This window comes from Streptococcus devriesei DSM 19639, from assembly GCF_000423725.1.
GTDB lineage: Bacteria > Bacillota > Bacilli > Lactobacillales > Streptococcaceae > Streptococcus > Streptococcus devriesei.
The window spans coordinates 485,239-498,292 of the sequence record NZ_KE384084.1 but is presented as its reverse complement, the minus strand read 5'-3'; the positions used below and the strand labels follow the sequence as shown (position 1 = coordinate 498,292).

Genomic DNA, 13,054 nt, shown 5'->3' with positions numbered 1-13,054 from the left:
AATTCCTGTTATATAAGGAAAATTATGTATGTGTGCGGGCTTGAAATGTCAAGTCCGCTTTCGTTTTTCTCGAAAAAATTTAAAGGGGTGAAGAACATAGCTAAAAAAGATTTGTTCATTAATGATGAAATTCGTGTTCGCGAAGTTCGTCTTATTGGCCTTGATGGTGAACAACTAGGAATTAAGCCACTGGCAGAAGCACAGTCTATGGCTGATAATGCCAATGTTGACTTAGTTTTAATTCAGCCGCAGGCTACACCGCCTGTTGCTCGTATCATGGACTATGGTAAGTTCAAATTTGAGTATCAGAAGAAACAAAAGGAGCAGCGCAAAAAACAAAGCGTTGTGACTGTTAAGGAAGTCCGTCTCAGTCCTGTTATTGACAAAGGTGATTTTGAGACTAAACTCCGCAATGGTCGCAAATTCCTTGAAAAAGGAAATAAGGTCAAAGTTTCTATTCGTTTCAGAGGACGTATGATCACTCATAAGGAAATCGGAGCAAAGGTGTTAGCTGATTTTGCTGAAGCAACGCAGGATATTGCGATTATTGAGCAAAGAGCTAAAATGGATGGCCGTCAAATGTTTATGCAGCTTGCACCAATTCCAGACAAAAAATAAGTCGATAAAAATAGTAAAGTAGGAGAATATTAAAATGCCAAAACAAAAAACACACCGCGCATCAGCTAAACGTTTTAAACGTACAGGTTCAGGTGGATTGAAACGCTTCCGCGCTTATACATCACACCGTTTCCATGGTAAAACTAAGAAGCAGCGTCGTCATCTCCGTAAGGCATCAATGGTGCATTCAGGAGATTTCAAACGTATCAAATCAATGCTTACTCGCTTGAAATAAGCGCAGCTGGCAGTTTAGAAAATTAGAAAGAACTATTGGAGGATCAATAAATGGCTCGTGTTAAAGGTGGCGTTGTTTCACGCAAACGTCGTAAACGTATTTTAAAATTAGCTAAAGGTTACTATGGTGCAAAGCATATCTTGTTCCGTACAGCAAAAGAACAAGTAATGAATTCATATTACTATGCCTACCGTGACCGCCGTCAAAAGAAACGTGATTTCCGTAAATTATGGATCACTCGTATCAATGCGGCAGCTCGTATGAACGGACTTTCATACTCACAATTGATGCATGGTTTGAAACTTGCTGAAATTGAAGTTAACCGCAAGATGCTTGCTGACTTAGCAGTTAATGATGCAGCAGCTTTCACAGCTCTTGCAGATGCAGCTAAAGAAAAGCTGGGCAAATAAGAAACAAAAAGTGGGATGACAGTGTCCCGCTTTTTTAGTATTCAGCAACGACAGTATGAAGAATGTGTCTGTCAATTATAAGACATCTGCCAGACGCAGCTAGAGCCAGCAAATAAAATCCATTTGATTTAAATTGCTTGTCCAGTTGGGCGTCCGGTCTCGTCAATAAAATGTCCATACTTAAAAAGGACTGGGAGAGAGCATTGTGCTTTGTCCCAATCCTTTTTTTTCAGGGCTATTTTTTCGAATCTGTGTTTGTTGATGAGGATTCCTTGGCTGCTTCCGGATGTAATTCCTTATAGCTCGGTGCTTTATACAAATCTTGTGTTGATTTATTGCCGTTTTTGCTGTAAAGGCTGGTCGAATTCTGACCTAATTTCTTTTCAATCTTTTTCAGAGAAGCAAGGGAATCGTTCTTATATGAGATAGAACTGATGTTAATCGGTTTTAGACCGCTGTCCTTATCAAAGCGCAGCAGGTCTCCGGTTTGAATCTCGTCGCTCATATCAAGCTGTTTATCAGCCGCTTCACGGAGTTCTTTGAGTTTTGCGGTTGTTATCTCATCAGGGTTGGTGATTTCAACACCTGTTTTAGTATCGTAGACACGTCCGCTGTAGTTGGTATAGTTAGGAGTGATGTAGTTGCCTTCAGAACGGAAAGCAACCAGTTGCTTATTAGCAGGCGACAGTAGGTCCTGACCTAATTCAACATAGTTCTTGCTGTCAATTCCAAGCAGATGAAGCAAGGTCGGCAGGGCATCAACTTCACCGCCGTAGGTATTGCTGATGAAGCCCTTGTCTGTTCCGGGAACATGAATCATGTAAGGAACGCGTTGCAGCATAGCATTGTTGTATTCTGTCCATGTCTGCGGATCCTTGCCCAGAAGCGGCGCGAGATCGGTATTTCTTGAATTAGCGATACCGTAATGGTCACCGTATAGGACAATAATCGAATTTTTGTACAAGCCGGAGGCTTTCAAATAATCAAAGAAACTTTTGATGGCAGAATCTAGATAGTTAGCAGTTGCAAAGTAACCATTGATGGTTTCATCATCTGTCTTAGCAAGAGGAAAACCGGTGTCATCGCCGGCCAAGCTTTGGTAAGGATAGTGGTTGGATACCGTAATAAACTTGGTATAAAAAGGCTGCTGCAGATGCTCCAGATACTTGATGGAGTCTGAGAACATAACTTTATCATTAAGACCGTACTGGAAGGAATTATCCTTGGTCATTTTAGACATGTAGGACTGGTCAAAGAAATGCTGATAGCCTAACTGTTTATAGGCATTATTGCGATTCCAGAAGGTACCGATATTACCGTGAAAGACAGCGCTGCTGTAGTTATTGGTATCATTGAGGATATGAGGTGCAGCCTGTTGGGTATTATCACCGCCGTATTGAACAAAGAAAGAGCCTTGATTGAGACCAAAAAGCGATGTTTCCATGAGGGTCTCAGCATCGGATGTCTTACCGGCCTTAACCTGATGGAAGAAGTTCGAAAAAGCAAATGTTTCTTTGGAATGGTAAAGGGAGTTGAGGAAAGGTGTGACAACATACTCTTTGCCATCAACATTGAGTTTATAATCAAGCAGGAACTGCTGGAAACTCTCCAAGTGAAGGACGATAACATTTTTACCCTTGGCAATGCCATAATATTTAGGATTTGGAGCGGCGTAATGCTCCTTGATGTATTCCTTGACAGTACCGAGTTCATCGGCAGTCGCCTCAGAGCGTACCTTTTGCGTTTGATAGGTCTGATTGGCACTGTAGGCGCTGAAAGCCGGAAGACCCAAGGCACGAACAATGTAGATATTCGAAAAGCCGCGTGTCAGCAATTCCGGTCGGTCAATTTCGGCCATGAAGAGATTGACCGAAAAGAAAAGTCCTGACAGTGCTGAAATAGCAAAGCTGGCTCTCTTATTAAAAGGTCTGGAATCAAAAGAGATTTTTTTAAGCGAAAAAAGCGTGATGAAGACGATGTAATCTAAAATATAGATAGCATCCCAAGGCCTTAATAAATTAAGGGCTGAGGCTCCTAAGCCGGCAGAAGTTTTACTGCTGGCGAGAGCTGCACTGACCGTAATGAAATCTGAAAATTCCCTGAAATAAATCGAATTTGCAAATAATAAAACATTGAGGACAGTGTAAATAACAGCTGTCACAATGTAAAAAGCGCGTGTATTTTTTATGTAAAGGCTCAGTCCCAGAAGCAGCAGAGATACCGGAATAGGATTAATCAATGTTAAAAGAAACTGATAGGAATTTCCTATATCTAAACTAAAATCAATATTATAAGCCCATAGCGTTTTGAGCCAATAAATGAGCACAAGTGTCAAAATAAATCCTAAACGCGTCTTGACAACGCTTAGGAGAAATTTAACTATTTTTTTCATTATACCGATTCCTTATCATTTTAAAGATAAAATCTTATTATTTGATTATAACATAAATTTATTTTTGGCATATAGAAGAAATGTTTTTTTAAGGGAGAAAATTTCTTAATTTTTTGTTATAATGGTTGTTATGAATAGACTTATGGTGGGTTCTTCGGCAGAAAAAAAGCTTAAACGGGGAGTTCAGTTATTAAACAGTAACGATTTTCCGAATATACGTTTGAGTGACCAGACGGTTTATCTGTATTCTCAGGCAGGCGATTTTTTGGGAACAGCTTATCTGTCCAAGCAAAATAAGGGAGTTGGCTGGTTGGTGTCATCCAAAAAAGTGACACTCAACCAGGCTTATTTTGCTGAGCTGTTTCAAAAGGCTAAGAAAAAGCGACAGTCTTTGGCAAACTCTGATTTAACAACAGCCTATCGTCTTTTCAATCAGGACGGCGATTGTTTTGGCGGCTTAACTGTCGATTGCTATGGTCAGTTTGCTCTTTTTTCTTGGTACAATGCCTTTGTTTACCAGCTGAGAGATCAGATTGCTGCTGCTTTTCGTCAGGTTTATCCGGAATTTTTAGGAGCCTATGAAAAAATTCGCTTCAAGGGGCCTGATTATGAATCAGCTCATTTGTACGGTCAAGAAGCACCCAAGAGCTTTACAGTTTTAGAAAACGGCGTATCTTACAGTGTTTTCTTAAACGATGGCTTAATGACAGGTATCTTTTTGGATCAGCATCAGGTACGTAACGGTTTGGTAAACGGTCTGGCTGCCGGGAAAAGGGTCTTAAATTTATTTTCTTATACAGCTGCTTTTTCTGTTGCAGCTGCCATGGGCGGCGCTGTTGCGACGACATCAGTGGATCTTGCCAAACGTTCTAAGGAGCTTTCTATAGCTCATTTTAAGGTCAATCATTTGGAAATGGATCAGCATCAGCTGGTTGTTATGGATGTTTTTGCTTATTTAAAATATGCTAAGCGCCATCAGCTGACCTTTGATGTTTTGATTATTGATCCGCCGAGTTTTGCGAGAAATAAAAAAGAGACGTTCTCTGTTTCGAAAGACTACCATAAGTTAATTAGTCAGGGACTTGAGATTTTGGCTGAGGATGGTTTGATAATTGCTTCAACCAATGCTTCTAATATGACCGCAGCTCAGTTTAAAAAACAGCTTGAAAAAGGTTTTGGGAAACGACCGCATACTTATCTTGACTTGCAGCAGTTACCCAGTGATTTTGCTGTCAATGACAAAGATGAAAGCAGCAATTATTTAAAAGTATTTACAATAAAGGTTTAATTATTCATGAAAATAGTAGTTTCTGTTATGCCTCGAAACATTGAAGAGGTTAACCAGCTTGATTTAGCAAAAATTGGCAGCGCCGATCTTATCGAATGGCGGGCTGATTATTTGGCTAAGAACGATATTTTGACAGTAGCTCCGGCTATTTTTGAGAAATTTGCGGGGCATGAAGTGATCTTCACCCTGCGTACAGAAAAAGAAGGCGGTCATATTTCGCTGACCAGTGAAGAATATCTTGCGATTATTCGCGATATTGCAACACTCTATCAGCCGGATTATATTGACTTTGAGTATTTTTCTTATCGTGAAATCTTAAAAGACATGTATGATTTTTCTAATCTGGTCTTATCCTACCATAATTTTGAGGAAACCCCTGAAAATCTGATGGAAGTATTTTCGGAGTTAACGGCACTGGCACCGCGTGTGGTCAAGATAGCTGTTATGCCTCAAAATGAGCAGGATGTTCTTGATTTGATGAATTATACAAGGGGGTTCAAGACCCTGAATCCTGAGCAGGAATATGTCACCATGTCCATGTCTAAATTGGGACAGATATCGCGTTTAGCAGCTGATTTGACAGGCAGTTCCTGGACTTTTGCCAGTCTCGAGCAAGAAAGCGCTCCGGGACAAATAGCACTGACGGATATGCGCAAGATTAAGGAGGTTTTAGATGCAGATTGATGGTCATACACGTTTAGCAGCAGTTGTTGCAAGACCGATTAAACATTCGATTTCACCTTTTATTCAGAACTATGCCTTTGACAAAACTGGTGTCAATGGCGTTTACGTCGCTTGGGATATTCCGGAGTCTGATCTTGAGGCTACTGTAGAAAATGTCAGACGTTATGATATGTTTGGCATTAACATTTCCATGCCTTACAAACAGGCTGTTATTCCCTATCTTGATGAAGTGACTCAAGCAGCCGATTTAATCGGTGCAGTCAATACTGTTGTCAACCGAAAGGGCAGACTGTTGGGCTACAATACAGACGGTCTGGGTTTTTTCAGAAGCTTAGCTGTGTTTGCTGATTTTGACGTTAAAGATAAAACGATGACGATTCTCGGCGGCGGCGGAGCTGCTACAGCAATTATTGCACAGGCTGCTATTAATGGTGCTGCAAAAATTAACATTTTCAACCAAACAGAATTTTTGCAGGAAACCAAAGAGAAAGCCAAGGAGCTGTCAGCTAAAACAGGTGTTCCTCTGGAAATTTTCCCTGTTGAAGATTTGCAGCTGATTCAAGAGAAGGTTTTAGCATCTGATTTGTTTGTCAATGCCACAAGCGTAGGTATGGATGGCAAATCAATGATTATTAATGATGATTTTGAATTTCCTAAAGATCTGATGGTGGCAGATGTTATTTATCAGCCTTTTGAAACGCCGTTTTTACATTTGGTTCGCAGCCGCGGTTTAAAAGCTATTAACGGTTTAGGCATGCTTCTTTTTCAGGCGGCTGAAGCCTTTGAACTTTGGACGGGTAAGGAAATGCCGAGTCAGGAAATCTGGCAGGCACTGGAAGAAAAATACAATACAAAATAGGTGTCTCAATGAAATTAAACGTTAATCTCCCTCAAAATCCTTATGACATTATCATTGAAAAAGGCAGTCTGGCTAAGGCAGGCCAGTGGGTAAAAGGGCTCTGGCAGCAGCAAAAAATAGCTATTATTACTGATAACCGTGTGGGCAGCCTTTATGCTGAAAAAGTTAAACTCAGCCTTGAAGATGCTGGTTTTGAAACAGTCGTTTTTGATTTCTTAGAAGGTGAAGCCAGTAAAAATTTGACAACTGTTAACAAGGCCTATGAATTTTTGGTTAAGCAAGGCATGACCAGAAGTGATGGGATCATTGCGCTGGGAGGCGGTGTTGTCGGAGATCTGGCGGGTTTTGTTGCATCAACATACATGCGGGGTATTCATTTCCTGCAGATTCCAACCAGCCTGACGGCACAGGTGGATTCTTCAATCGGCGGCAAAACCGGTGTTAACACCCCTTTTGCTAAAAATATGGTGGGAACTTTTACTCAGCCTGATGGCGTTTTGATCGATCCGGACACGCTTAAGACGCTTGGACAGCGTGAACTGATTGAAGGAATGGGCGAGGTTATTAAATACGGTTTAATTGCGGATACCGAGCTCTGGGATAAGCTGGACGCTCTGGATGGTTCTGCAGCTTCTATTTTGGATAACTCTGAAATGATTATTTACCGTTCTTGCGAGGTTAAACGCAAGGTTGTCGTTGAAGACGAACTGGACAATGGCATTCGTCTTTATTTGAACTTTGGCCATACTATCGGCCATGCCATTGAAGCAACAGCTGGTTATGGCAAAGTGATGCACGGTGAAGCGGTGGCAATCGGAATGGTTCAGATGTCTCGGGTTGCCGAGAAAAAGGGATTGATGCCGGAGGGTATAACCGAAAAGATTGCAGCCATGTGTGCTAAATTCGGTCTGCCGACGGCCTATGAACCATGGGATGTCGAAAAGATGTACCAAGCGTTGAAACACGACAAAAAAGCCCGCGGTCAGATGATTAAGACAGTGATTGTTCCTCAATTAGGACAGGCTGCTATCAACCAGATCAGTCTGCAAGAAATGAAAGAGTATTTGGAGAAGTGAGATGAGATATTTTACAGCCGGAGAGTCACACGGCCCTCGACTGACAGCTATTATTGAAGGGGTGCCGGCGGGTCTTCCCCTGACAGCTGAATACATTAATGCTGAGCTTAAGCGCCGTCAAGGCGGGTATGGCCGCGGCGGCCGCATGAAGATTGAATCTGATCAGGTAGAAATCACTTCCGGTGTGCGCCACGGTTTGACCATGGGAAGTCCGATTACACTCAATGTCACAAATCGTGATTTTAAGAATTGGACCGAAGTCATGAGTGCTGCTGATATTGAGGAAAAGAAAAAATCCATTCGTAAGCTCACCAAGCCGCGTCCGGGTCATGCTGACTTGGTAGGCGGGATGAAATATCGCTTTTCTGATTTGCGCAACAGCTTAGAGAGATCCAGTGCGCGTGAGACAACCATGCGTGTTGCGGTTGGTGCTGTAGCTAAGCGGCTTTTGGAAGAACTTGATATGGACATTGCCAGCCATGTAGTCGTCTTTGGCGGGATTGAGATTGATGTACCGGATCATTTAACAGTTGCTGAGATTAAAAAACGTGCCCGCCAATCTGAAGTGTCAATTGTCAATCAAGAGCGTGAGCAGGAAATCAAGGATTATATTGATCGTATCAAAAAAGAAGGCAACACCATTGGCGGTGTCATTGAGACTGTTGTCGGCGGCGTGCCGGCAGGTCTGGGTTCTTATGTACAATGGGATCGTAAGCTCGATGCTAAGATTGCTCAAGGAGTTGTTTCGATCAATGCCTTTAAAGGTGTCGAGTTTGGATTGGGCTTTAAAGACGGCTACCTCAAAGGAAGCGACGTTATGGACGAGATTGTCTGGTCCAAGGAAGATGGTTACACCCGCAAGTCAAATAATCTGGGCGGTTTTGAAGGCGGTATGACTAATGGTCAGCCCATTGTTGTTCGCGGTGTCATGAAACCTATCCCAACGCTTTATAAACCTTTAATGAGTGTTGATATTGAAACGCATGAACCCTATAAAGCCAGCGTTGAACGTTCGGATCCTACGGCTGTTCCGGCGGCAGGAGTAGTCATGGAAAGCGTTGTGGCAACAGTGCTTGCCACAGAAGTGTTGGACAAATTCTCATCTGACAATATGGAAGAATTACAAGAAGCTGTAGAGCGTCATCGGAAATTTGTCAAAGAATTTTAAAAAATTCTCAGGAATTCTATGGGGAGCAAAAAGCTGATGGAAAATGCGGCCAAGCGGAATGACAGTGGAGAAAAGATGGAAGAAAAAATAATTTATATTGCAGGACTGGGCTTGATTGGCGGCTCACTTGCTCTCGGTATTAAACGAGGTCATCCTCACTATAAAATTATCGGCTATAATCGCTCTGACAAGTCGCGTAACATTGCTTTGGAACGCGGAATTGTTGAAGAAGCAACAGCGGATTTCAAAGAATTTGCGCCTCTGGCTGACGTCATCATTTTAGCTGTTCCCATCAAACAGACAATTGATTTCATCAAAATTCTGGCAAATTTGGAATTGAAAGAAAACGTCATTATTACCGATGCAGGCTCCACTAAGTTTGAAATCGTCAAAGCTGCTGAGAAATATCTTAAGCATAAACCGGTACAGTTTGTAGGAAGCCATCCTATGGCCGGCAGTCACAAGTCGGGTGCTATTGCGGCAAATGTCAATCTTTTTGAAAATGCCTACTATATTTTCTGCCCCAGCAGTTTAACAAAATCATCTACCATTCTTGAAATGCAGGAAATGCTGTCGGGGCTTAATGCGCGCTTTATTGAAGTTGATGCCCAAGAGCATGATAAGGTGACCAGTCAGATAAGCCACTTTCCTCATATTCTGGCCTCAGGGTTAATGGAGCAAGCGGGTGATTATGCGGTTAATCATCAGCTAACGAATCGATTTGCTGCGGGCGGTTTTCGGGATATGACACGTATTGCTGAGAGCGAACCCGGCATGTGGACAAGTATTCTTTTGTCAAATGCCGAGGCGGTTTTGGAAAGAATTTCTGATTTTAAAGGACGTCTTGATGAAATAGCTGAATTCATTGATCAAGGAGATGCAGAAGCTATTTGGCATTTTTTTGATAATGGCAGGCAAAAGCGAAAAGAGATGGAAATTCATAAAAGAGGCGGCGTTGACAGCTTTTACGATATCTATGTGGATGTTCCGGATAGAGAAAATGTCATCTTGGAAATTCTGGAATTGCTGCGCGGAACTTCTCTGGTCAATATTCATATCAATGAAGAAAACCGAGATGATATCAACGGTGTTTTGCATATCTCTTTCAAAACGGAAGCAGATCTTATCAGGGCTCAAAAATTAATCAGTCAAAATACAACCTACAATGTTTATTTAGATTAAAGGAGAAAAAATGTCAGTAAACGTATATGATTTAGCTAATGAATTAGAGCGCGGTATCCGGTCGCTTCCTGAGTATCAAAGTGTAGCTGATGCCAAAGTGAAGGTGGATGCTGATCCGCAAGCTTCAGCGCTCTTAAAAGAATTTGTTGATTTTCAAACTAAACTGCAAAGTATGGCTCAAGCTGGTCAATTGCCAACGAAAGCTCATCAGGAGGAAATGCAGGAACTTAGCCAACGTATTGAAGCAAACGCTGTTTTAAAACCCTATTTTGATGCTCAGCAGGCTCTTTCAGTGTATATGACAGACATTGAACGCATTATTTTCCAGCCGATGAAAGATCTCATGTAAAAAGCAGGATAAAAAATCCGCTGTCTTTTAGACGAGTTGCTTAGGAGCATCAGCTAACTGTCATTCGCTGCTAGGAAATTGTTTTAGCACAGCGGTGCTCCAGCATTTCAGCAGATTTTTAAGCTATTATTGAAAAGCAAGAGAGTGAAATGAAACCTGATTGTAAATATTTTGGGTACTTTCACTCTTTTTTGGTTTTCTTTTTTCAAGAAAGTTTTATAATAGAATTAGTTAGGAGTGATGATAATGACACGGAAAATCGGTATTATTGGAATGGGGCATGTTGGTTCCACCGTTGCACATGGTTTGATAGCTCAGGGAATTTTTGATGATTATGTTCTCATTGATAGCAATGAAGCAAAAGTAGTCGCTGATACCCTTGATTTTCAGGATTCTTTGGCCAATTCTCAATATCATGCTAATTTTATTGTCAATGATTACAGTGCTTTAGCTGATGCTGATATTATTGTTTCAGCATTGGGAAATATTATTTTACAGGATAATAAAGATGATAACCGTTTTGCAGAATTGCCTTTTACCAGCAAGGAAGTTATCGGCGTCGGTCAGGAGATTAAAAAATCTGGCTTTAAGGGGATCTTAATCGTTATTACGAATCCGGTGGATGTCATCAGTCAGCTTTATCAAAAATACACGGGTCTGCCTCGTGAAAAAGTTATCGGAACAGGAACCCTTCTGGATACTGCCAGAATGAAAAGGGCACTTGGCGACAGACTGAGCGTTGATCCAAGAAGTATTGAGGGTTATAATTTAGGAGAGCACGGCAATTCTCAATTTGTTGCCTGGAGTCAGGTAAGAGTTAAGGGTCAGGCTATTCAAGCTTTCTTGAACTCGGAAGAACGCAATCAGGTTAGGTATGAGTCGATGAAAGGCGGCCATACTGTTTTTAGAGGTAAAAAATATACAAGTTATGGGATTGCCACGGCGGCGATTCGTCTGGTTTTAGCCGTTTTAAACGATTCTCATGAGCTGATGCCGGTATCTCATTATTTTGAAGCAGAAGACCTCTACCTGGGTTATCCTGCTGTTGTCGGGCGTTCCGGTATTATTGAAGAGTGTCAGCTTCAATTAAATTCAAGTGAAGAACATTCTCTTGCTGAGTCTGCCAAGATTATCAGAGACAACCTTGATAAAGCTTTAAAAAACGATTTTGAGTAATAAAAATATCTACCAAAATCGTTTGCAACATAAAAGGAGTGGGAAATTACAATAATACCCACTCCTTTTGGTTAATAAAATTTTGGGAACTATATACCAGTCTACGCAACCACAATATATAGTTCCCAAAATTTTTAAATGGCATAGGTTGTTAAATCCTTTCTTCCCCTTGAGGGGTTCCCCAATCTAATTCAGTGACTTGTTGGTCTTTGCTGCTTAATAAATCGCTGAAATTGTACTTAGGAATAAATACCTCGTTTTCAGGTCTTTTTACTTTAATCATAATGCTATCATGGTCTGTTATGTCAAATACTACATTATCACCGATAGACAGGTCTAACTTATCAGCGATTGTTTTAGGGATATGAAGCCCTAATCCATTACCCCACTTTCTAACCTGTCTTTCCTCTGTTTTTAGAGTGTTCATCTCTTGTTCCTCCTTATCTAACCTACGCTATGTTGTAGCTGGTGTAAAATGGTATATAGTTCCCAAAATTTTTATGCTGTTTTACATTTGTAATGGCAGATAAGCTTCTCTATAGCTGTCAGAAACATTAGTGTTTCGAGGTTTTTTTGGCCTTATCTGAATTAAAGTAAGACAGACAAAATGCTTTGAATTTTTTTAGCGTGGGAGAAAGATAGGCATTCTTTCTGGTTGCTAAATAAATAATTCTGGGGCTTATGGGATTGCTGATTTTGAGAGTTTTAACAGGGAAGGCTTTAATCGTAGGAATATCCGGCATAATCGCAAGTCCGAAGCCTCTGGATACAAATCCCAATACAGTCTGGTCGTCTTCCACTTCGATGTTGCTGGAAATGGTTAAGTGCGCTTCCTGAAATAGCTGATCAAGATAGGACCTTAACCCGCTGGAATGATTGTAATAGACCAAGTTATGTTCAGCAAGTTCTTCGAGAGAAATAAGGTCTTTTTGACTGATGGGATGCTGCAGCGGTGCAGCGACGATAATTTTTTCAGTTAACAGTGGTTCAAAATGGATATCCTCATAGCCTTCAACATGAGATACAAAGATGACGTCAAGAATTTCATCACGCAGATCTTGGAGGAGATTATTCGAATTATTTTGCTTAAAAGAAAAGCGGACGTCTGGATTGGTTTCTAAAAAAGTTTTGGTAACCTGAGGCGCATTGACCGCTCCCATGGTATATATAAAACCAAAATCAATTTTTCCGACGGACGGATGGATATCATCGCTAATAGTTTTTTTCGCTTGGGAAAGCAGCTTTAGGGCTTGCCTGACATATTGATAATAGTAGTTCCCATACTTGGTCAAGCGGATATTTCTGCCCGTTTTTTTAAATAAGGGAACGCCAAGTTCTTTTTCAAGCTCCGAAATCGTATAGCTTAAGCTGGGCTGGGAGATGTTCAGGTCTTGGGCCGTTTTGGTCATGTGCTCGTTTTCAGCTAAAGCGATAAAATAGTTTAATTGCTGGATATTCATTTTTTGCTCTTTACTATTTTTTTATCTATTATACTCTTTTTTATTTGATAAATAAAGTTGATAAATTCTATTTAAAAAATAGATTGGATTAATTTATCAAAAAGCAGTATACTTTTAATAGATGAAAGCGTTTTTTATTGTGAATTGGTTCACATTG

14 protein-coding genes and 1 other annotated feature (1 of these 15 cut by a window edge) are annotated in these 13,054 nt (G+C 40.9%); of the genes, 11 read left to right on the top strand and 3 right to left on the bottom strand.

Going from position 1 to position 13,054, the window contains the following annotated elements; genetic code table 11:
- Positions 1–72, top strand: a sequence feature (ribosomal protein L20 leader region) (it extends 63 nt beyond the left edge of the window).
- 15 nt (positions 73–87) lie between these two features.
- Genes infC through rplT form a run of 3 tightly spaced genes read left to right on the top strand, consistent with a single transcriptional unit; the run spans position 88 to position 1,263 of the window.
- Positions 88–618 carry a translation initiation factor IF-3 gene (gene infC / locus G573_RS0108520; protein WP_027976333.1) on the top strand — a complete coding sequence of 177 codons (531 nt, stop codon included), beginning with the start codon at positions 88–90 and terminating at the stop codon, positions 616–618.
- Between the two features lie 34 nt (positions 619–652).
- Positions 653–853, top strand: a complete 201-nt coding sequence (gene rpmI, locus G573_RS0108515; protein ID WP_002263327.1) for a 50S ribosomal protein L35 — start codon at positions 653–655, stop codon at positions 851–853.
- Between the two features lie 50 nt (positions 854–903).
- Positions 904–1,263 (top strand): 50S ribosomal protein L20, encoded by a 360-nt coding sequence (rplT, locus tag G573_RS0108510; protein WP_027976332.1) that lies wholly within the window; start codon positions 904–906, stop codon positions 1,261–1,263.
- A 235-nt stretch (positions 1,264–1,498) separates the two neighbouring features.
- Here the strand turns inward: rplT and G573_RS0108505 are convergent, their stop codons facing one another.
- A complete protein-coding gene (locus G573_RS0108505) occupies positions 1,499–3,655 on the bottom strand; it encodes an LTA synthase family protein (RefSeq protein ID WP_027976331.1) in 2,157 nt (718 codons plus the stop codon).
- Positions 3,656–3,785: 130 nt separating this feature from the next.
- Between G573_RS0108505 and G573_RS0108500 the strand changes: the two genes are divergently transcribed.
- From G573_RS0108500 to G573_RS0108465, 8 genes are all read left to right on the top strand, one after another.
- On the top strand, positions 3,786–4,943 hold the full coding sequence (locus G573_RS0108500; protein WP_027976330.1) for a class I SAM-dependent rRNA methyltransferase: 1,158 nt from the start codon (positions 3,786–3,788) through the stop codon (positions 4,941–4,943).
- Positions 4,944–4,949: 6 nt separating this feature from the next.
- Entirely contained in the window at positions 4,950–5,627 is a 678-nt protein-coding gene (gene aroD, locus G573_RS0108495) for a type I 3-dehydroquinate dehydratase (protein ID WP_027976329.1), read from the top strand.
- A complete protein-coding gene (locus G573_RS0108490; protein ID WP_027976328.1) occupies positions 5,617–6,486 on the top strand; it encodes a shikimate dehydrogenase in 870 nt (289 codons plus the stop codon). Before aroD ends, G573_RS0108490 begins: the two co-directional genes overlap by 11 nt.
- 8 nt (positions 6,487–6,494) lie before the next feature.
- Positions 6,495–7,562 carry a 3-dehydroquinate synthase gene (gene aroB, locus G573_RS0108485; protein WP_027976327.1) on the top strand — a complete coding sequence of 356 codons (1,068 nt, stop codon included), beginning with the start codon at positions 6,495–6,497 and terminating at the stop codon, positions 7,560–7,562.
- 1 nt (position 7,563) lies between these two features.
- Complete coding sequence (aroC, locus tag G573_RS0108480; RefSeq protein WP_027976326.1) at positions 7,564–8,730, top strand: chorismate synthase; 1,167 nt, start codon at positions 7,564–7,566, stop codon at positions 8,728–8,730.
- Between the two features lie 75 nt (positions 8,731–8,805).
- Positions 8,806–9,912 carry a prephenate dehydrogenase gene (locus tag G573_RS0108475; protein WP_027976325.1) on the top strand — a complete coding sequence of 369 codons (1,107 nt, stop codon included), beginning with the start codon at positions 8,806–8,808 and terminating at the stop codon, positions 9,910–9,912.
- 10 nt (positions 9,913–9,922) lie between these two features.
- Positions 9,923–10,261, top strand: a complete 339-nt coding sequence (locus G573_RS0108470; RefSeq protein WP_027976324.1) for a YlbF/YmcA family competence regulator — start codon at positions 9,923–9,925, stop codon at positions 10,259–10,261.
- Positions 10,262–10,507: 246 nt separating this feature from the next.
- Positions 10,508–11,437 (top strand): L-lactate dehydrogenase, encoded by a 930-nt coding sequence (locus tag G573_RS0108465; protein ID WP_027976323.1) that lies wholly within the window; start codon positions 10,508–10,510, stop codon positions 11,435–11,437.
- 151 nt (positions 11,438–11,588) lie between these two features.
- Here the strand turns inward: G573_RS0108465 and G573_RS11045 are convergent, their stop codons facing one another.
- Both G573_RS11045 and G573_RS11040 read right to left on the bottom strand, forming a co-directional pair.
- Positions 11,589–11,864: an AbrB/MazE/SpoVT family DNA-binding domain-containing protein gene (locus tag G573_RS11045; RefSeq protein WP_037586866.1), complete on the bottom strand. Its 276-nt coding sequence runs from the start codon at positions 11,862–11,864 to the stop codon at positions 11,589–11,591.
- Between the two features lie 127 nt (positions 11,865–11,991).
- Positions 11,992–12,897: a LysR family transcriptional regulator gene (locus tag G573_RS11040; RefSeq protein ID WP_037586864.1), complete on the bottom strand. Its 906-nt coding sequence runs from the start codon at positions 12,895–12,897 to the stop codon at positions 11,992–11,994.
- Positions 12,898–13,054 lie beyond the last annotated feature (157 nt).